This window comes from Jatrophihabitans sp., assembly GCF_035474675.1.
Lineage (GTDB): Bacteria > Actinomycetota > Actinomycetes > Mycobacteriales > Jatrophihabitantaceae > Jatrophihabitans_A.
On sequence record NZ_DATINC010000065.1, the window covers coordinates 1 to 19,293 of the forward strand.

Annotated in this window: 19 protein-coding genes; 7 read left to right on the forward strand and 12 right to left on the reverse strand. The window is 73.0% G+C overall.

The window, feature by feature from the left end; all coding sequences use genetic code 11:
• Both VLJ82_RS08035 and VLJ82_RS08040 read left to right on the forward strand, forming a co-directional pair.
• Positions 1-2,281, forward strand: a 2,281-nt coding sequence (locus tag VLJ82_RS08035) for a molybdopterin oxidoreductase family protein (protein WP_408662814.1), incomplete at its 5' end; no start/stop codon positions are given.
• Positions 2,278-2,763: a hypothetical protein gene (locus VLJ82_RS08040; RefSeq protein ID WP_408662815.1), complete on the forward strand. Its 486-nt coding sequence runs from the start codon at positions 2,278-2,280 to the stop codon at positions 2,761-2,763. The genes VLJ82_RS08035 and VLJ82_RS08040, both read left to right, overlap by 4 nt.
• Here the strand turns inward: VLJ82_RS08040 and VLJ82_RS08045 are convergent.
• Together VLJ82_RS08045 and folE are read right to left on the reverse strand one after the other, a co-directional pair.
• A complete protein-coding gene (locus tag VLJ82_RS08045; protein ID WP_408662816.1) occupies positions 2,760-3,995 on the reverse strand; it encodes an NAD(P)/FAD-dependent oxidoreductase in 1,236 nt (411 codons plus the stop codon). The two genes, VLJ82_RS08040 and VLJ82_RS08045, sit on opposite strands and share 4 nt — an antisense overlap.
• A gap of 23 nt (positions 3,996-4,018) precedes the next feature.
• Positions 4,019-4,666, reverse strand: a complete 648-nt coding sequence (folE, locus tag VLJ82_RS08050; protein ID WP_408662817.1) for a GTP cyclohydrolase I FolE — start codon at positions 4,664-4,666, stop codon at positions 4,019-4,021.
• Positions 4,667-4,744: 78 nt separating this feature from the next.
• Here folE and VLJ82_RS08055 point away from each other — a divergent pair, with 78 nt between their 5' ends.
• A complete protein-coding gene (locus VLJ82_RS08055) occupies positions 4,745-5,578 on the forward strand; it encodes a helix-turn-helix transcriptional regulator (protein ID WP_408662818.1) in 834 nt (277 codons plus the stop codon).
• 166 nt (positions 5,579-5,744) lie between these two features.
• On the opposite strand, the gene VLJ82_RS08060 is transcribed toward VLJ82_RS08055, so the two are convergent.
• Both VLJ82_RS08060 and VLJ82_RS08065 read right to left on the reverse strand, forming a co-directional pair.
• Complete coding sequence (locus VLJ82_RS08060; protein ID WP_408662819.1) at positions 5,745-6,809, reverse strand: M4 family metallopeptidase; 1,065 nt, start codon at positions 6,807-6,809, stop codon at positions 5,745-5,747.
• Between the two features lie 120 nt (positions 6,810-6,929).
• Entirely contained in the window at positions 6,930-7,439 is a 510-nt protein-coding gene (locus VLJ82_RS08065) for a MarR family winged helix-turn-helix transcriptional regulator (RefSeq protein WP_408662820.1), read from the reverse strand.
• Between the two features lie 167 nt (positions 7,440-7,606).
• On the opposite strand from VLJ82_RS08065, the gene VLJ82_RS08070 reads away from it, so the two are divergent.
• Both VLJ82_RS08070 and VLJ82_RS08075 read left to right on the forward strand, forming a co-directional pair.
• A complete protein-coding gene (locus VLJ82_RS08070) occupies positions 7,607-8,101 on the forward strand; it encodes a MarR family winged helix-turn-helix transcriptional regulator (RefSeq protein WP_408662821.1) in 495 nt (164 codons plus the stop codon).
• A gap of 61 nt (positions 8,102-8,162) precedes the next feature.
• On the forward strand, positions 8,163-9,011 hold the full coding sequence (locus VLJ82_RS08075) for a hypothetical protein (RefSeq protein ID WP_408662822.1): 849 nt from the start codon (positions 8,163-8,165) through the stop codon (positions 9,009-9,011).
• Positions 9,012-9,023: 12 nt separating this feature from the next.
• On the opposite strand, the gene VLJ82_RS08080 is transcribed toward VLJ82_RS08075, so the two are convergent.
• The 5 genes from VLJ82_RS08080 to VLJ82_RS08100 form a co-directional block, all read right to left on the reverse strand.
• A complete protein-coding gene (locus tag VLJ82_RS08080; RefSeq protein WP_408662823.1) occupies positions 9,024-10,109 on the reverse strand; it encodes an enolase C-terminal domain-like protein in 1,086 nt (361 codons plus the stop codon).
• Entirely contained in the window at positions 10,106-11,683 is a 1,578-nt protein-coding gene (locus VLJ82_RS08085) for a GMC family oxidoreductase (RefSeq protein WP_408662843.1), read from the reverse strand. Before VLJ82_RS08085 ends, VLJ82_RS08080 begins: the two co-directional genes overlap by 4 nt.
• Positions 11,684-11,790: 107 nt before the next feature.
• On the reverse strand, positions 11,791-12,504 hold the full coding sequence (locus tag VLJ82_RS08090) for a gluconate 2-dehydrogenase subunit 3 family protein (protein ID WP_408662824.1): 714 nt from the start codon (positions 12,502-12,504) through the stop codon (positions 11,791-11,793).
• Positions 12,504-12,989 (reverse strand): hypothetical protein, encoded by a 486-nt coding sequence (locus tag VLJ82_RS08095; protein ID WP_408662825.1) that lies wholly within the window; start codon positions 12,987-12,989, stop codon positions 12,504-12,506. Before VLJ82_RS08095 ends, VLJ82_RS08090 begins: the two co-directional genes overlap by 1 nt.
• 1 nt (position 12,990) lies before the next feature.
• Positions 12,991-14,784, reverse strand: a complete 1,794-nt coding sequence (locus tag VLJ82_RS08100) for a thiamine pyrophosphate-requiring protein (protein ID WP_408662826.1) — start codon at positions 14,782-14,784, stop codon at positions 12,991-12,993.
• A 113-nt stretch (positions 14,785-14,897) separates the two neighbouring features.
• Between VLJ82_RS08100 and VLJ82_RS08105 the strand changes: the two genes are divergently transcribed.
• Complete coding sequence (locus VLJ82_RS08105; protein WP_408662827.1) at positions 14,898-15,416, forward strand: MarR family winged helix-turn-helix transcriptional regulator; 519 nt, start codon at positions 14,898-14,900, stop codon at positions 15,414-15,416.
• The gene (locus tag VLJ82_RS08110; RefSeq protein WP_408662828.1) at positions 15,413-17,209 is read left to right on the forward strand and encodes a glycoside hydrolase family 15 protein; all 1,797 of its coding nucleotides are present in this window, start codon (positions 15,413-15,415) and stop codon (positions 17,207-17,209) included. Before VLJ82_RS08105 ends, VLJ82_RS08110 begins: the two co-directional genes overlap by 4 nt.
• A gap of 41 nt (positions 17,210-17,250) precedes the next feature.
• On the opposite strand, the gene VLJ82_RS08115 is transcribed toward VLJ82_RS08110, so the two are convergent.
• From VLJ82_RS08115 to VLJ82_RS08125, 3 genes are read right to left on the reverse strand one after another with little or no spacing between them, the layout of a single operon-like run.
• On the reverse strand, positions 17,251-17,667 hold the full coding sequence (locus VLJ82_RS08115) for a hypothetical protein (protein WP_408662829.1): 417 nt from the start codon (positions 17,665-17,667) through the stop codon (positions 17,251-17,253).
• Positions 17,664-18,581 (reverse strand): hypothetical protein, encoded by a 918-nt coding sequence (locus VLJ82_RS08120; RefSeq protein WP_408662830.1) that lies wholly within the window; start codon positions 18,579-18,581, stop codon positions 17,664-17,666. Before VLJ82_RS08120 ends, VLJ82_RS08115 begins: the two co-directional genes overlap by 4 nt.
• 4 nt (positions 18,582-18,585) lie before the next feature.
• Positions 18,586-19,140: a hypothetical protein gene (locus VLJ82_RS08125; RefSeq protein ID WP_408662831.1), complete on the reverse strand. Its 555-nt coding sequence runs from the start codon at positions 19,138-19,140 to the stop codon at positions 18,586-18,588.
• Positions 19,141-19,293 lie beyond the last annotated feature (153 nt).

Genomic DNA, 19,293 nt, shown 5'->3' on the forward strand with positions numbered 1-19,293 from the left:
GCTCTACGGCAGCACCCCGTTCGCCTCGTCCGGCGACCGGCTGACCCGCCCGCTGGTCCGGGACGGCGACCGGCTCGTCCCCGCCTCGTGGGAGGACGCGATGGGGCGGGTGGTGGAGGTCTCCCAGCGGCTGCTGCGCGAGAAGGGGCCGCTGTCGCACGGCTTCTACACCAGCGGACAGCTGTTCGGAGAGGAGTACTACACGCTGGCGGTGATCGGCAAGGCCGGCATCGGCACCCCGCACATGGACGGCAACACCCGGCTGTGCACCGCGACCGCCGCGGCGTCGATGAAGGAATCCTTCGGCTGCGACGGGCAGCCGGGCAGCTACACCGACATCGACTCCTGCGACGCGATCTTCCTGTTCGGGCACAACATGCCCGAGACCCAGACCGTGCTCTGGATGCGCGTCCTGGACCGGCTGGCCGGCAACCAGCCGCCGGCGATCGTGTGCGTCGACCCGCGCCGCACCAAGGTGGCCGAGGCCGCCGCGGCCAGCGGCGGGGTGCACCTGGCACCGCACCCGGGCACCAACCTGGCGCTGATGAACGGGCTGACCCGGGAGCTGATCGTCAACGGCTGGCACGATCAGGACTGGGTCAGCCAGCACACCCTTGGCTTCGACGACCTGGCCGCCGCCGTGGAGCCCTACACCCCCGAGCACGTCGGGCAGATCTGCGGCATCGACCCGGCCGACCTGCGCGCCGCGGCGGCGATCTTCGGCACCTCCGAGCGGGTGCTGAGCACGGTGCTGCAGGGTTTCTACCAGTCCCACCAGGCCACCGCGGCCTCGGTGGCGGTCAACAACCTGCACCTGCTGCGCGGCATGCTCGGCCGACCGGGCGCCGGCATCCTGCAGATGAACGGCCAGCCCACCGCGCAGAACAACCGGGAGTGCGGTGCGGACGGCGACCTGCCGGGTTTCCGCAACTGGGACAACGAGAAACACGTCCAAGAGCTGGCCAGGCTGTGGAACGTCGACCCGCTGGTCATCCCGCACTGGGCGCCGCCCACCCATGCGATGCAGATGATGCGCTACGCCGAGCAGGGCAGCATCGGCTTCTTGTGGATCTCGGCGACCAACCCCGCGGTGTCGATGCCGGACAGCGCCCGAGTACGGCGGATCCTCGGTGGCGAGCAGTGCTTCGTGGTGGTCTCCGACCTCTTCCTCACCGAGACCGCGCGGCTGGCCGACGTGGTGCTGCCGGCCGCGGGATGGGGCGAGAAGACCGGCACCTTCACCAATGTCAGCCGCACCGTGCACCTGTCGGACAAGGCGGTCGAGCCGCCCGGCGAGGCCAGGAGCGACCTGGACATCTTCCTGCTCTACGCCGAGCGGATGGGCTTCACGAATAAGGACGGGGCGCCGCTGATCAGCTGGCGGACCCCGGAGGAGGCGTTCCGCGCCTGGCAGGAGTGCAGCCGCGGCCGTCCGGTGGACTACACCGGGCTGAGCTACGACAAGCTCCGCGGCCCGACCGGGATCGCGTGGCCGTGCAACGCCGAGGCACCGGAAGGCACCGACCGGCTCTACACCGAGCCGGTGTTCCCGACCGACGTCGACCAGTGCGAGTCCTACGGGCAGGACCTGACCACCGGCGCGTCGGTCACCCGGGAGGAGTACCTGGCGCTCAACCCGGCCGGCCGGGCCTTCCTCAAGGGCGCGCCGTACCAGCCGCCGCACGAGCAGGTGAGTACGGAGTACCCGCTGCTGTACTCCACCGGCCGCACCGTCTACCACTTCCACACCCGCACCAAGACTGCCCGGGCCCGCTCGCTGCAGGACGCCGCGCCGGACGCCTGGGTGGAGCTGTCCGGCACGGACGCCGCCGAGCTGGGCATCGCCGAGGGCGACCTGGTGGCCGTCGAGTCACCGCGCGGCCGGATCGAGGTGCGGGCCCGGATCGGCCGGGTGCGGCCCGGGGCGGTGTTCGCCCCGTTCCACTACGGCTACTGGGACTTCGAGGCTGCCGGGCCGGACGGCGGCCAAGCCCGGGATGCGAACGAGCTGACCATGACGGTGTGGGACCCGGTGTCCAAGCAGCCGTACTTCAAGACCGCGGCCTGCCGGGTCACCAAGCTGCGCGACGGGACCGGCCCGGCACCCGCCCCGACCACCACGGCCTCCGCCCCGCCGGACGGCAGCGACCTGCCGCCGACCTCGGGCGGCCAGCCGACCAGCAGCGAGATCCTCACGCCCACCCCGGTCTATCCCAACGACCCGGCCGCGGGCACCGATGCGCCGGCCCCGACCGGCACCGTCGCAGGGAGCGTCGAATGACCGCGAAGCCCACCCACCTGGCGACCTATGTCGGCCTGCTGCACCGGTCCGAGCAGACGCTGGCCGAGTCCTTCGTCACCGTCGGCCAGGGCCACCAGGTGGAGGCCGACGTCTACCACACCTGCCAGTCGCTGGCGAAGCTGAGCCTGGCACACCTGGAGAAACTCACCCCGGTGGTGGCCCGGTACGGCGAGCAGCGGCACGGCGACGACGTGGAGGAGCCGGACCGGTTGCACGCCGACGGCGTCGCCGAGGTCCGGTCCGGGGCGGTCGGCCTGCTGCGCGACCTGCAGGACCTCTACCTGCTCGCCACCCTGGTGGACACCACCTGGACGGTGGTCTACCAGGCCGCCCAGGGTGCCCGAGACAGCGAGCTGATGGAGATCTCCCAGCAGTGCATGGGCGAAACCACCAAGCAGCTGAAGTGGTTGCAGACCCGGATGAAGATCAGCGCCCCGCAGGCGCTGCTGGTGGCCTCCTAGCCGGCGGCGAGCTCGGCCAGCGGGACTCCTGGGTCGGCCAGCCGGTCGGCCGGCACCACGGCCCGGGACTGGATCAGCGCCCGGACGTCGTCGACGACGTCCCACACGTTGACGTTCATGCCGGCCAGCACCCTGCCGCCGGACAGCCAGAAGGCCAGGAACTCCCGGCCGGCCACGTCGCCGCGGAACACCACCTGGTCGTAGCCGCCCGGCGCGACGTAGCCCACGTACTCCATGCCCAGGTCGTACTGGTCGGTGTAGAAGTAGGGCAGCCGGTCGTAGCTGGCCGGCTGGCCGAGCATGGCCGCCGCCACCGCGGCCGGCTGGTTCAGCGCGTTGGCCCAGTGCTCGACCCGGACGTGGGTGCCGTAGAACGGGTGCAGTGCGTTGGCCACGTCGCCGGCGGCGAAGATGTCGAGATCGCTGCTGCGCAGGGCGCTGTCGAGCAGGATGCCGTTGTCCACCTCCAGTCCGGCCTCCTCGGCGAGCCGGCTGTTCGGGCTGACCCCGACCGCCATCAGCACCGCGTCCGCCTCGATCACCGTGCCGTCGCCCAGCGTGACGCCGGTAGCCCGGCCGCCGTCGGTGCGGATGCCGGTGAGGCTTGCGTTGAAACGGAAATCCACTCCGTGGCCGGCGTGCAGGTCGGCGAACACCTGGGCCACCTCGGCGCCGAGAACCCGCAGCAGCGGCAGCTCGGCGCTCTCCACCACGGTGACCTCGACGCCGGCCTGCCGGGCGGCGGCCGTGACCTCCAGGCCGATCCAGCCGGCGCCGATCACCACCAGCCGCCGGATGCCGGCCAGCAGCGTGCGCAGCGCGTCCGAGTCGTCCAGGGTGCGCAGCAGATAGACGCCGTCGGCGTCGGCTCCCGGCACCGGCAGCGAGCGCGGGCTGGCCCCGGTGGCCAGCAGCAGCTTGTCGTAGCCGATCTGGTCGCCGCCGGCGAGCTGCACCGACCGGGAGTCGCGGTCGATCCGGGTGACCGCCCGGTCCAGGCACAGCTCGATGTTCTGCTCGGCGTACCAGCTCTCCGGATGGACGAACACCTTCTCCCGTTCCGAGGAGCCGCTCAGGTAGCTCTTCGACAGCGGCGGCCGTTCGTAGGGCAGGTGCTGCTCGGCTCCGATCAGCACGATGCGGCCGGGAAAGCCCTGCGCGCGCAGGGCCTCGGCCGCCTTGGCGCCGGCCAGGCCGGCTCCGACGACGACGAAGGTGTCCGTGGAGTTCATCGGGAGTGCCTTTCTGCCAGGGCTCAGCGGCCGCGGGTGAGGGCGAAGAATTCCTGCCGGGCCGCCGGATCGGTGCGCAGCTGGCCGTGCAGCGCGGAGGTCAGCGTACGCGCGCCGGGCGCCCGCACCCCGCGCAGTGACATGCACTGGTGCTCGGCCTCCAGGACCACCCCGACACCCTTGGGGTGCAAGGTCTGCTCCAGGCAGTCGGCGACCTGCTGGGTGAGCCGCTCCTGTACCTGCAGGCCGCGGGCGAACCGCTCCAGCACCCGGGCCAGCTTGGACAGCCCCACGATCCGCCGGTCCGGCAGGTAGCCGATGTGCGCGACCCCGGAGAAGGGCAGCAGGTGGTGCTCGCACAGCGACTGGAAGGGAATGTCGCAGGCCAGCACCAGCTCGTCGTAGTTCTCGTCGTTGGCGAAGGTGGTCAGGTCGAAATCGCGCGCGGTGAGCAGCTCGGCGTAGGCACCGGCGACCCGGCGCGGCGTCTGCAGCAGGTGCTCGGCGTCCGGGTCCTGGCCCAGCGCGACCAGCAGCGCGCGCACCGCCCGCTCGGCGGCCGGCAGGTCGATCGGCGGTGCCGGGTGCACGATCCGCAACGGGGCGAAGCCGGAAGCGGCGGCCGGCGCCTGTTCGAGATGCTGCTCCACCGGCGCGGCGACCTGACCCATGACGGCTCCTTCTATCGGACTATGACCTGCACGTTAGACCGGATACATTCTTTCGTCAATGGGAGTATCTTTTAGAACATGACCGGACCGCAGGAGTCCCCGCCGCCGCAGCAGGCCAGCCGGGACGGGCAGCTGCGCAGCATCGCCTCGCTCGGCGAGCCGGTGCGGCTGCGGCTCTACCGCTACGTCGCCGCCCAGCCCGGACCGGTGAGCCGCGAGCAGGCGGCCGGCGGCGTCGGAGTGGCCCACCACGTCGCGAAGTTCCACCTCGACAAGCTGGAGGAGGACGGCCTGCTCGAGGTGGAGTTCCGCCGGCCCGACGGCCGCACCGGTCCGGGGGCCGGCCGGCCGGCGAAGTTCTACCGCCGGGCCGGCCACGACATCGCGGTCAGCCTGCCCGAGCGGCACTACGAGCTGCCCGCCCGGCTGATGGCCCAGGCCATTTCCGACAGCACTGCCTCCGACCGTCCGGTGGCCGCCACCCTGCAGGCCGCGGCCCGGGCCACCGGCCGGCCCTGGGGACGCCGGGCCGGCTCCACCGCCCGCCGCCGGCCCGGTCCCGACCAGCCGGTGGCCGCGGTGTGCGAGGTGCTGGCGGCCGAGGGCTACGAGCCGCGCGCCGGGTCCGGAGTCATCACGCTGGGCAACTGCCCGTTCGCGAGCCTGGCCCGCGAGCACACCGAACTGGTGTGCGGCATGAACCTCGACCTGATGCGGGGCCTGCTCGACGGCCTGGCCGAAGACCCGGACCGGCCATCCGAAGGCGCAGGCAGCAGCTCAGCCGAAGGCGCAGGCAGCTCGGCCGACGGTGCCGACAGCCCGGCCGAGGGGTCGTTCGGCGCCCTGCAGGCCCGGCTGGAGCCGGCCGCCGGCCGGTGCTGCGTCACGCTCGGCCGGCCCGCCGACGGGTAGCTCCGGCGCTGCGCGGGTTTCCTGTTCGTGCTGGGTCGCGTGCTGTCGTCCTGCTAGCTCCGCGCACAGACACCGACGCCGCGGCACCGCCCGAAGGCGATGCCGCGGCGGCCGGCGTTGCGGGGCCGGTCAGCGGCCCGCGGAGCGGATCAACCGGCGGGACGGATCAGAAGGTGATCCCCCGGGCGGCGAAGGCGTTCTGCACCAGCTTCGCGGCCTTGGCACCGTCGCGGGCCAGCGCCTTGTTGTAGATCGCCTTGGCGGCCGCGCTGAACGAGGTGTCGGGAGCGAAGTCGAACTGGGCGTCCACGATCGTGGTGTCAGCGCCGCGGCTGCCCAGGCCGAGGGAGATGTAGCCGTTGCGGATGTCCCACAGCGCCCGGCTCCAGATCATCCCGTCGTGGTGCACCTCGCCGTTCTTGTTGGCCACCGTCAGGTTGGTGTCCACCCGGCGCAGGCAGTGCGGCACGGTGCTGGTGTAGGACGTCGAGTCCCAGTCCATCGAGCAGGCCAGGTCGGTCTTGACCGGCCAGCCGTACTGCTGCGCGGCGTCCAGGCCGACCTCGATGCCGAGGTAGTCGCCCCACGCCTCGCCGATGGCGCCGGCCTCCTCGCTCATGCCGTAGCCGGGCACCTGGGCGGCGTGCACCGCGTGGCCGTACTCGTGCACGATCACCTCGGCGTCTTCGGCGTCGTCCACCCCGCCCTTGCCGAACCGCAGCCGGAACGGCTTGTCGGTCTGGTAGGAGTTGTCGCCGCCGTACTGGTCGATCTTGACCTGCATCTGCTCGGCGTTGACCGGGCGCAGCGTCGAGCCGAAGCCCAGGGACTGCAGGTACTCCTGGGCCTGGTTGACCCAGAAGTAGGCCATCACCTGCTCGAACTGGTCGTCGTGCCGGTTGTAGACGAAGGTGTTGGTCGGCGAGTAGGCCGGCGTGCCGGTGGCCGACTGCACGCTCACCCACTTGCCGCTCAGGTAGCCCGAGCCGTCGAGGTTGCGCAGCTGGACGGTGGCGTACTCGCTGGCCGGCACCGCGGTGGCCGAGTCGTTGTCGTCGGTGAGGTTCTCGTTGCCGCTGGACTGCACCGGGTTGACCTTGAACACGCTGGCCGTTCCGGTGCTGCCGTCGGCCGGCCGGGCGGCGCCGGCGTAGGCCGGGCTGAACTGGACCGCCAGCGCGGCCAGCGCGCAGCCGGCGACGGCCGCGCGGGTGAGGCGGGGTGTGGGCATGTATCTCTACCTCCGAGGACACACAGCCGATCACCGGCTGTGCGATTGCGGTGTGGATGAGCCCCGAACCGGGGTATGCGGATTCTGTCCGCTTCTCCCAGCGCGGTCAACAGACGGCCGCTACCAGCCGAGGCTGGTGCTCGCCTCGGACCGCGGCTCGGGTTCGCCGGCGGCCTCGGCGAAGGCCCGCAGCGCGACGGTCAGCTCGGTGCGCTGGCCGGCCGGCATGCCGGTGACGATCCGCGCGATCTCGGCCCGCCGCTTGGCCGTCACCTGCTCGACGATCAGCCGGCCCGCCTCGGTCAGCTCCAGCAGCACCTCTCGGCGATTGACCGGATTGTCCCGCCGGCTGACCAGGTCGACGGCCAGCAGCCGGTCGATCATGCGCAGCGCGGTCGACGGGGTGACGCCGAGCAGGCCGGAGAGCCGGTTGAGGTTCATCTGCCCGTGCGCGTCCAGCACCACCAGGGTGCGGAACTGGGGAATGGTCACGGTGTCCTCGACCTCGGCCAGCGAGCGCACCGCGACGCTGAGCAGCACCCGGGACGCGGTGAGCACCGCCGTGACCAGGTCCGGCACGTCGGCCGGCGCGGCGCGTCCGTCGGCGCGCGAGCGGGAGGCTGGTGGCACCGGGAGACCCCTTCCGCACGGACGGCGTGCCGGCACGCCGCAGCCAGGACGATACCGGCCGGCGGCCCGCGGTGGTGAGCTCCACGGCGGGCAGCCATCGACCGCGACCAGTTCGTTAGCTAACTGCAACCTTTGCATATACTAATGGTCAGCGGCACACTGGAGCCATGGCCCACTCGGAGCCGGAACCGGTCGGAGACGACGAGCTGGAAGCGCTGCTCGCGGCCTGCCAGGTGCTGGTGGCGGTCAGCGCACGCTCCCTCGCCGCCACCGAGAGCGTCCTCGACATCGCCGCGTTCCGGGTGCTGGTGATGGCCGCCGGCGAGGGCTGCGTCGCGGTCGGGCAGCTGGCCGACCAGCTCCGGTTGCACCCGGCCACGGCGGAAAGGCTCTGCGCCCGCCTGGTGCTGATGAACCTGTTGCGTCCGCCGCGCCGGGACAGTGCGGGCCAGCAGCCGTCCACCGGCCGGTTCTCCCTGACCCCGCAGGGGCAGGGCCTGGTGCACATGGTGATGAGCCGGCGCCGGGCCGCGGTGGAGCCCGCGCTGGCCCGGTTGCCGGCCGCCGACCGGGCGGCCCTGGTCACCGCGCTGCACGCCTTCGCCGCCGCGGCCGGCGAGCCGGAACGGCACGAGCTGTGGGCGATGGGGTGGACCCACTGACAGCGAGCCACCAGCCGCCCACCGCGGCGGCCCACCGAGGAACCGACATCCGGAGGAGATCATGATCCAGCATCAGGCAGCACCGGTCACCGGAATCCTCAGCGGCACCGGGTCGGAGCTGATCCGGGCCACCGTGCGGCTGCGCGCGGTACCCGACCGGCCGCCGGCCGAGCTGGCCGAGGACGTGCATCCGTTCTACGACAGCTCCGGCCGGCTGGCCGACTGGCTGTTCGGATCGACCCGGGCCGACCACCCCGCGGCGCCGGGCAGCTATGAGGCCTACCGCTCCTGGCGGTCCGGCTTCGCCAGTGACCGGTTCGTCGGCGAGCGCGCCTTCGTGACCGCCCTGCTGGTCTGGGCCGCCGGCCGCTGCGACACCTCAGCCCTCGCAGTGCTGCGGCTGCCGACCGGCCGGGCCGACGCGCACGCCGCGCTCACCATGCACCTGCAGGCCGGCAAGCTCCAGCAGGCGGTCAACGACAGCGGGCAGGCCGGCCTCGGGCTGGTCCGTCCGGACGCCCGGGCGACCCCGCGAGCCTTCCGGGCCTTCCTGCCCACCGACCCGGCCACCGTGCTGCTGGCCGATTCCGGCCTGCGGCTGACCGCCGGCCCGGACGGCCTGACCCTGGCCGGCCCGGGCACCGACCGGCTGGCCGGCATTCCCGGCTGGCGGCTGGTTGCCGACCAGGGCGCGGACTCCGTGCTGGTCGGCTCGGCCGACGGCGAGGCGGAACTGACCGGACCGGCGGCGGCCCTGCTGCGGGCGGCCGGCCGGCACGCGCCGTCGGTGCAGGTCCGGCAGGACCCGCTGGCCAGCCTGGTGGCGCCGACGCTGGTCGCGCTGCGCGATGCCTGCGCACTGGCCGGAAACACCCGAAGCGAGCTGTTCTTCCGCTCCGCGTGGAGCTAGCGCGGCCGGTGCTCAGCCGGCCTGCCACCGCTCGGCGTCGGCGCGCAGGCTCATGCCGTGCCCGGGCCCGGCGGACTCCAGCCGCAGCGCGCCGTCGCTGACCACGGGCGCGCCGGCCACCAGCAGCGGTTCCAGCCGGGCATGGTCGGCGAACCACTCGACATGGCGCAGGTTGGGCACCGCGGCGGCCACCGGGGCGTGCAGGGACGGGGCGCAGTGCGCCGACACCTGCAGGTTGTACGCGCCGGCCAGCGCCGCCCCGCGCAGCCAGCCGGTGTAGCCGCCGCAGCGGGTGGCGTCGAGTTGCAGGCAGTCCAGCACCGGCAGCAGCGCCCGGACGTCGTAGCAGTCGGCGGCGTACTCCCCCGCCGCCACGTCGCAGCGCACCGCGGCGCGCACCGCGGCCAGCCCCGCGACATCGTCGCTGCTGACCGGCTCCTCGAACCAGCGCACGTCCAGCTCGTCCAGCCGGGCACCGACCCGCCGGGCCTGCCCGCAGGTGTAGCCGCCATTCGCGTCGACCATCAGCTCGACGTCCGGCCCGGCAAGCTCGCGCAGCTGCCGGACCCGGGCCAGGTCACGGTCCACCCGGCTTCCCCAGGATTCCCCGATCTTGATCTTCATGGCGGTGCAGCCGGCCGACTGCCAGCCCCGCACCTGCTCTGCCAGCTGCGCTTGAGACAGGGTGGTGAACCCGCCGGAGCCGTAGACCGGGACGCTGTCGCGGCAGCGCCCGAACAGCGTGGTCAGCGCGACGCCGAGCAGCCGGGCCTTCAGGTCCCACCAGGCGATGTCCACCGCGCTGACCGCCTGCATTCCCAGCCCCTTGGTGCCGAGATTGCGGCAGGCCCGCCGCATCGATTCCCAGCCCCGGGCGATGTCGCAGGCATCGTGCCGCTCGACCACCGGCACGAGGTGGTGGCGGATCACGCCGGCGGCGGCCGGGCTGCTGTAGGTCCAGCCGAGCCCGGTGCGGCCGCCGGCCCGCAGCTGCACCGCGACCGCGGTGGTGGCGTCCCAGCAGAGGGTGCCGTCGGCTTCCGGCGCGGGGGTGGGAAAGCGGTAGACCGCGACCTCGACCTCCTCGATGCGCGTCACCGCAGGCCTGCCTGCTGCTCGGTCAGCCCGCGCCGGCCGAGCCGGATCAACCGGTCCGCCGCCCGGGCGGCCAGCGCCATGATGGTCAGGGCGGGATTGGCCGATCCCTGGGTGGGCATCGTGCTGCCGTCGACGACGTAGAGGTTGCCGATCCCGAACACCCGGTGCGCGGAATCGATCACGCCGTCCTGCGGGCGGGCCGCCATCCGGGCGCCGCCGACCAGGTGGGCGTAGCGGTCGATGGTCATCACCTCGGTGGCGCCGGCCGCGGTCAGGATCGCCTCCATCGACTCGGTGGCGGCCCGGGTCAGCGCCCGGTCGTTGGCGCACTGGCTGTAGGAGAAGTGCGCGACCGGCAGGCCGTGCCGGTCCTTCTCGCCGGCCAGGGTGACCCGGTTGTCCGGCTGCGGCAGGTACTCGCACAGCGCGCCCAGGGTGGCCCAGTGCACGTAGTCGCGCATGTACTCGCGCAGCGGCGCGCCCCAGTGGCCCTGGGCGATGACGTGCTCGGCCCAGGTGATCGGCAACGGGCTCACCGTCTGGATCGACCAGCCGCGCCGGTACGGCTTGGAAGGGTCGGTCTCGTAGAACTGCTCGGACGACACCTCCGGCGGCGGCGCCTTGTACATCCGGATCTCCTCGGCGAACCGGCCGGCGGTCTGCGGCGCGCCCTGCACCATCAGGTAGCGCCCGACCATGTCGTGGTCGTTGCCCAGCCCGTCCGGAAAGCGCGGGGTGGCCGAGAGCAGCAGCAGCCGGGGCGTCTCGATCGAGTACCCGGCGACCGCCACCGCCCGGGCCCGCTGGTAGTGCTCGCGGCCGGCCCGCAGGTAGGTCACCCCGGTGACCCGGCCGGTGCGGTCGTCGACCACCACCCGGCTGACCATGCTGTCCGGGCGGATCTCGGCACCGTGGGCCAGCGCGTCGGGGATGTGGGTGATCAGCGGGCTGGCCTTGGCGTTGACCTTGCAGCCCTGCAGGCAGAAACCCCGGTAGATGCAGTGTGGCCGGTTGCCGAACCGCCCGTTGGCGATCGCCACCGGGCCGACCCGGGCCTCGATGCCGGCCGCCCGGGCGCCGCGCAGGAAGATCTCGCCGTTGCCGCTGACCGGGTGCGGCGAGTGCGGATAGCGGTGCGGATCGCCCCACGGCCAGTCTTGCCCGGCCACCGGCAGCTCGTGCTCGATCGCCGCGTAGTACGGCTGCAGGTCGGCATAGCTGATCGGCCAGTCCGCACCCACCCCGTCCCGGCTGAAGGTCTCGAAGTCCGACGGATGGAACCGGGGCGTGTAACCGGCGTAGTGCACCATCGAGCCGCCCACCCCGCGGCCGGAGTTGTTCGAACCGAGCGGCACCGGGTCGGTGCCGCCGACCTGGCGCGGCTCGGTCCAGTACAGGGTGTGCGAACCGCGCTCGTCGGACACCCAGTCGGCGTCCGGGTCCCAGAACGGCCCCGCGTCCAGGCACACGACCCGCCAGCCGGCCCGGGCCAGCCGCTGGGTGAGCACGCCGCCCCCGGCGCCGGCGCCCACCACGACCAGGTCCACCTCGTCGCCGTCGGCGTAGCGGCGCATGTCGGCGCGCAGCCGGTGGTTCGTCCGGGAGCCGTCGGTCGGCAGCAGCCACGCCGAGGAGTTGCGGGCCCGGATGTCGGCGTAGTCGCTGCGGCCGCCGGGCGCCCTCACGCGGTGCCGTCCTCGGCCAGCAGCCGGGCGTGCTCGCGGCGGGCCCGCTCGACCCGCTCGGCAAACGGCACCGGATCGCGGCGGGCGAAGTCGGCGACCTCCCAGCGCTCCCGGGCGTCGACGCCGGGATGGAGGTAGCCGCGCGGATAGGCCGGCCCGGGAAAGCCGATCTCGTTCCATGCCCAGGGATGGGAGTAGAACGCGGTGCAGGCGTAGCGGGTCCACAGGCTCCAGAGGTGCACGGCGGGCCGGCTGTGCCACTGCTTGCCGCCGGCTGACAAGACCTGCACCTGCTGCACCAGCGCGGCCTGCTCGCTGCCGATCAGCGAGGCGAACGGCCGCCCGGAGTGCGCGGCGCGGGCGTCGCCGTCCAGTGCCGCCAGCGACTCCCGCCAGGCCTGGGCGTCGGAGGGCAGTTCGTCGTAGTGCCAGCCGTCGGTCTCGCCGACCGCGAGCCGGGCGTCGATCAGCGCCAGCACCGGGATCCGCGGCTCGCCGTCCTGGGCCAGCAACAGGTCCAGCAGCGGCCCGGCGATGCCCACCTCGGCCGGGGTGAAGAACGCGTAGCCGGCGGGCGGCGCCAGCCGGGCCAGCACCACGCCGGCGGTGACGTCGTCCCACTGCTCGACACCGTCGAGGACGTCGAAGCCCGGGAACCGGCCGCGGTGCTGCGGGGTGCGGCCGCGCAGCGCGGGGCTGCGGAACGGCATCAGGCGCTCCCGTCGGTGTCGAACCGTTCCCGGCGCAGCAGCGCGGCCAGCAGGCCCATCCCGCCGACCAGCGAGGCGAGCAGCGGCGCGAACGCCGGCGGCCCGGCCTCCAGGTTGTACCGGGTGATGCCGCCCGGCCGCTGGGCGATGCCGCGCCAGTGCAGGTAGGTGCCCTGCAGGCCGTTGGCCACGATCGCGGCGGAGGCCAGCGGCAGCACGGTGCGGGCCGCACGCCGGGAGAACACCCCGGCGATACCGGCCGGAACGGCGGCCGGCAGCACCACGACCGGCCACCACATCATCTTGTTGCCGAAGCTCGCGCCGTCGTGGGACAGGTAGATCTCCCCGGCGGTCACCGCGGCGCCGGCCGCGGTCAGGGCCGCCATGCTGCGCTCGAACCGCCCGGTCCGCACGTCGCGCAGCGCGGTACGCAGCACCCGTCCCGGGCCCGGAGGCCGCCGGTGCGCCAGCGAAGCCGGCTTCATGTCAGCCGTCCTTGCGTCCGGGCAGGTACTGCTGGGCCTTCTGCTTGACGCCCTGCTTGACCAAGCCCCAGGAGTCCTCGTCGCCGTGCAGCAGCGCGCCGGCCAGCGCCTTGACCTGGTCGAGGGTGGCGTGCGGCGGGATCGGCGGCACGTCCGGGTCGCAGCGGATGTCGAGCACCGTCGGCCGGCCGGCCGACAGCGCCGCCTCCCAGGCCGGGCCCAGGGCGTCCGGGTCGTCGAGGTTCACCCCGGCCAGCCCCAGGCTGCGGGCGAAGGCGGCGTAGTCGACGTCCGGCAGCGTCTGGGAGGCGGCGAACTTCGGCGAGCCCTGCATCGCCCGCATCTCCCAGGTCACCTGGTTGAGGTCGTTGTTGTGCAGCACCGCCACGATCAGCCGCGGATCGGCCCACTGCTGCCAGTAGTGGGCGACGGTGATCAGCTCGGCCATGCCGTTCATCTGCATCGCACCGTCGCCGACCAGCGCGATGGCCGGCCGGTCCGGATGCGCCCACTTGGCACCGATCGCGTACGGCACGCCCGGGCCCATGGTGGCCAGGGTGCCCGACAGCGATCCCCTGACACCGGCGGGAAAACGCAGGTGGCGCGCGTACCAGTTGGCGGCACTGCCGGAGTCCGCGGCGACGATGGCGTCGGCCGGCAGCCGCTTGGAGAGCTCGGAGAAGATACGCATCGGATTGACCGGGTCGGCGCCGGTCATCGCCCGGCGCTCCACCACGTCCCACCAGTCGGCGACGTCGTCGGTGATCTGCTGCCGCCAGGACCGGTCGGCCTTGCGCCGCAGCAACGGGATCAGCGCCTGCAGCGTGGCCCTGGCATCGCCGACCAGGTTCAGCTCGTACGGATAGCGCATGCCGATCCACTTGCCGGACCGGTCGATCTGGATGGCGCGGGCCTGGCCGAACTCCGGCAGGAACTGGGTGTAGGGAAAGTTCGAGCCGACGGTGAGCAGGGTGTCGCAGCCCGTCATCAGGCGGTAGGACGGGACGGTGCCGAGCAGGCCGATCGAGCCGGTCACCCAGGGCAGGTCGTCGGGCAGCACGTCCTTGCCGAGCAGTGCCTTGGCAGCGCCCGCGCCGAGCAGGTCGGCGACCTCGGTGAGTTCGGCCTCGCAGCCGCGGGCGCCCTGGCCGACCAGCAGCGCCACCTTGCTGCCGGCGTTGAGGATCTCGGCCGCCTGCCGGACGTCGGCCTCGTCGGCCCGCGGCGTCACCGAGGTCATGCCGAGGCTGGAGGGCACCTGCTTGAACGCGTGGGCCGGTGGTTCGTAGGGCAGTTCCAGCACGTCGGACGGGAAGATCAGGCAGGTCGGCGCCGCCTCGCTGACCGCGATCCGGATCGCCCGGTCGATCAGGTTGGGCAGCTGCTGCGGCACGGTGCACATCTGCACGTAGTCCGAGCAGACGTCCTTGAACAGGCTGAGCAGGTCGATCTCCTGCTGGTAGGAGCCGCCCATCGCCGAGCGCTCGGTCTGCCCGACGATCGCCACCACCGGCACGTGGTCGAGCTTGGCGTCGTAGAGGCCGTTGAGCAGGTGCACCGCACCAGGCCCGCTGGTCGCCACGCACACCGCCGGCCGGGAGGAGAACTTGGCGTAGCCGACGGCTTCGAAGGCGGCCATCTCCTCGTGCCGGGCCTGCACGAACTGCGGCGAGTTCTCCGCCCGTCCCCAGGCGGCCAGCAGCCCGTTGATGCCGTCGCCGGGATAGCCGAAGACCTGCTCGATGTTCCATTCCCGCAGGCGGGCCAGCAGGACGTCGGCGACGGTGTCAGCCATGGGTGTTCTCCTCGGGCTCGGGTGGCGGCGGGCTGCTCGGCCGCGTGGTCCCTAGGATCCATGCCTACTCGCAACTCTTGCGCTATGCAAGAGTTGTCGTAGACAATCGAGTTATGAGTTCGGGAAGTGCGGGTGCCGGTCCGGGCGCCGGCGACACGGTCACCGACGCCGACGTGGAGGCGATGCAGGCGGCCTGCCGGGTGCTGGTGGCGATCAGCGCCCGGTCCATCGCCGCCATCGACGACGTCGTCGACCTCACCCAGTTCCGGGCGCTGGTGGTGATCGCCAGCCGCGGCTCGGTCTCGCTGGGCGAACTGGCCGACGCCACCTCGCTGCACCTGTCCACCGCCAGCCGGCTGTGCGACCGGCTGGTCGGCAGAGGCCTGCTGGACCGCGCCGACGACCCCGCCAACCGGCGACAGCTGACGCTGCGGCTGACCGACGAGGGCCGGCGGCTGGTGCACGACGTCCGGCACCGGCGCAAGCTGGCGCTGCAACCGCTGCTGGCCCGGCTGCCCAGACACACCCGGACGCAACTGGTGAGCTCGTTGCGCAGCTTCGCCGCGGTCAGCGACGAGCCCGCCGACAGCGACCTGTGGCTGATGGGCTGGCCCACCGAGCCGGCGCCGTGACCGGGCAGGCTCGGGCCGGCGCCGGCCGTGCCGAGCGAGCCCGCAGCTCCCCCGACCAGGCGGCCATCCCGCCGCGGGTGCTGCGCGAGTACGCGCTGCTCGCCGACGGCGAGCGCGGTGCGCTGGTCGGCCCGGACGGCGACATCGGGTGGCTGTGCGTGCCGCGCTGGGACAGCGACGCGGTGTTCAGCGCCCTGATCGGCGGGCGTGGCGGGTACGCCGTGGTGCCCACCGGCCGCTACGTCTGGGGCGGCTACTACGAGGAAGGCTCGATGATCTGGCACAGCCGCTGGATCTCCGACCACGGCGGCGCGGTCGAGTCCCGGGACAGCCTCGGCTACCCCGCCGACCCGCACCGCACCGTGCTGCTGCGCCGGCTGCAGGCCCTCGACGTGCCCGCCAGCGTGGTGGTCTCGCTGCGGCCCCGGGCCGGCTACGACCGGCACCCGCTCACCGACCTGAGCCGGTCGGGCGATATCTGGACCGGACGGTGCGGCGAGCTGTACCTGCGCTGGAGCGGTGCCGGCCGGGCCCGCACCCGCGAGCACGGCCAGTTGCTGTCACTGCAGCTCGACCTGGAACCCGGCCGGCACCACGACCTGGTGCTGGAACTGGCCGACCGGCCGCTGCCGGACCAGCCGGCCGACCCGGACCGGGCCTGGCAGGCCACCGAGACCGCCTGGCGGCGCGACGTGCCGTCCTTCTCCGGCGCGCTCCGCTCGCGGGACACCCGGCGCAGCTACGCGGTGCTGCGCGGGCTCACCAGCCGCGGCGGCGGCATGGTCGCCGCGGCCACCACCAGCCTGCCCGAACGGGCCGAGGCCGGGCGCAACTACGACTACCGCTACGTCTGGATTCGCGACCAGTGCTACGCCGGGCAGGCGGTGGCCGCGGACGGCCCGCACCCGCTGCTCGACGACGCCGTCTGCTTCGTCACCGACCGGCTGCTCGAGCACGGCGACCGGCTGGCGCCGGCCTACACCACCACCGGCGAACCGGTTCCCGCGCAGCGGCACCTGGACCTGCCCGGTTATCCGGGCGGCTACGACATCGTCGGCAACTGGGTCAACCGGCAGTTCCAGCTGGACTGCTTCGGCGAGGCGCTGCTGCTGTTCGCCGCCGCGGCCGGCCACGACCGGCTGGACGGACGGCACTGGAAGGCCGCCGAGGCGGCCGCGGCAGCGATCGAGCGGCGCTGGACCGAACCCGACGCCGGCATCTGGGAGATCGACAACCGGGCCTGGACGCACAGCCGGCTGACCGCGGCGGCCGGGTTGCGGGCGATCGCCGCGGCCGAGCCGGCGCTGGCCGGCACCGGCGACTGGCTGGCGCTGGCCGACCGCATCGTGGCCGACACCGCGGCGAGCTCGGTGGCCCCGGGCGGGCACTGGCAGCGCTCCCCCGACGACCCGGCGCTGGACGCGGCGCTGTTGCTGCCCGGCCTGCGCGGCGCCGTGCCGGCCGACGACCCGCGCACCGTCGCCACCCTGCGGGCCTACCTGGCCGACCTCACCCGGGACGGCTACGCCTACCGGTTCCGGCACGACGACCGGCCGCTCGCCGAGGCCGAAGGCTCTTTCCTGCTCTGCGGATTCCTCACCGCGCTCAGCCTGCGGCAGCAGGGCGAGCCGGTCGAGGCGCGCGCCTGGTACGAGCGCACCCTGGCCGCCTGCGGGCCGCCGCAGCTGTTCAGCGAGGAGTACGACGCGCACCAGCACCAGCTGCGCGGCAACCTGCCGCAGGCCTTCGTGCACGCGCTGGCGATCGAGGCCGCCGTCCGGCTGGCCGGCTGAGCAGCCTGGCTGCCCGCTCTCAGCACTCGTCCGGCTGGGTATCAGCCCCAGCCGGAGTAGCTGCCGTTGCGGATCTGCTGGGCGTAGCGGTGCACGGTCGCGGCGGTGACGTGCGGGAAGTGTCGCACCACCGCCCGGGCCTGGTCGGCCGGCGGCATGGTGAAGACGCTGCGCGGGTCGTTGCCCCGGGAGAAGTACCGCTGTGCCCAGGTATGGCCGTACCAGAACTGGAACAGCCCGCCGTTGACCATGCCCTGGTTGGTGCGGCCGGACACCACCCGTGGGTTCCAGCCGCTCTCGGTCTGCACCCACAGCCCGAAGTCCGCACCGGTCACCGCCTCGGCGAGCCCGGCCCGCCCGGCCGACCGGAAACCCTCGGCCAGCTGTTGCTTGACGCTCGCCAGTTCCGCGTGCGCGACCTCGTCGGCCGCGACCGGGTCGTTCTCCTCGCTGCTCACACCGCCACCTCCGCCTCGACCGCCGCCGGTTCGGCCAGCGGGGTGTTCAGGCAGTTGGCCAGCGGCCGCAACGCCTGGCACCACTGGGCGGGCTCGGCCGGCATGTCCAGTCCCGGCCCGCGCCAGCTCACCCCGGTGCCGCGCCAGGTCACCGGCATGCCCACCGGATTCCAGATCAGGTGCGCCGAGCGGTGCCCCGACACCACCCCGGTCTGCAGGTTGGTTGCGTGGATCGGTTGCCAGCGGGCGGCGAAGTCCCGGTCGGCGACCCGCGGCGGGTACCAGCACACCGTGGTGAGCACCTTGGTGCGGACGCTGACGTTGACCAGCAGCTCGGCCAGCAGGTCCAGGCCCAGTCCCAGCCAGGACACCCCGGTGGCCGGTACCGGCTTCTCGGCGGCCGGCGCGTCCGCGGCCTCGGTCTGGACGGTGCCGTCCCCGTCCCCGTCGCCGAAGCCGTCCCCGGCGGCGTCCGGGTCGAGCACGCCCTGCCCGCTGGGCGGCAGGTAGCCGCGGGCCTTGTCGACCACCTTGCGCAGCGCCGGGTCGAGGACGTAGGCCCGGCCGGCGTAGCCGTGCAGGGTCGCCTCCACGGTGCCGTGGTAGGCCGCCGACCAGTTCATCGCCGACCGGGCGTCGGGTACCGAGGTGGTGGACCGGAACAGCGCGACCTGCACCCGGTCGTTGAGGAAGCCGATACCGGCCATGTAGACGCCCTCGGCGCCCAGCGGCGACAGGGTGCGGTACAGGTCGGCCCACAGCGGGTTGGACACGATCCGGCCGAGGCCGGCGTCCACGTCCGGCGGGAAGTTCACCGACGTCTTGAGGTTTCCGGAACCGTCGAAGGCCTCGAACGGAAAGATCCGGTACCCCAGCTTCAGCATCGCCCGGGCGATGCGGACGTCGTACCCCACGCCGCTAGCGCACCTTCCGCACGCCGAAGTGCACGTGGTTCTGGTGGTCCGGCACGACGGAGGAGTTGTAGATCAGCTGCGCGCGGTAGCCGCGTGCAGTGGTCGCGGTCTGCAGGTATCCGTTGGCCGGCCACGCATACCCCATCGCCGCGGCGATCTGGCGCGCGGTGCGCAGCATCTGCGGGGTCGGGGCGGTGCCGTTGGACAGGTCCACCGCGAAGGAGTGCCGCTGCGAGACGTGGTGGTCGGAGCCGGTGCTGCCGGTGGAACGCTTCAGCGACGTCACCACCAGGCCGTTGCGGCTGCCGATCGGGATCGCCCGCCGGGCCGGTGCCTCCGAGCCGCCCCAGCCGCCGCCCGGTGCCAGGAACGAGGCCAGGTCCAGCGTGCCGATCCCGTCCCCGTCGGCGAACGCCTCCAGGTCGGCGTCGGAGCGGGCCAGCACCTCGTCCAGGCCGGCGATTGCCAGGTCGGTGTCCGCCAGCTCGGTCAGCTCGGCGAGCCCGGCCGGCTCGGCGCATTCCACTTCGTCGGCAGTCACCTCGGATGCATTCGTCATCGTCGTCTCCCCGGTCCTCCAGTACGCACCGGCGGTGCGGTACGGCGATGATGACAGCCGCGACGGCGTTGCGAGAGCCCTTTGACCCGACCCGTCTGACAAAGCCGGTACCGGTTCCGCAACGGCGATTACCGTGTCAATTGCGGGGTAACG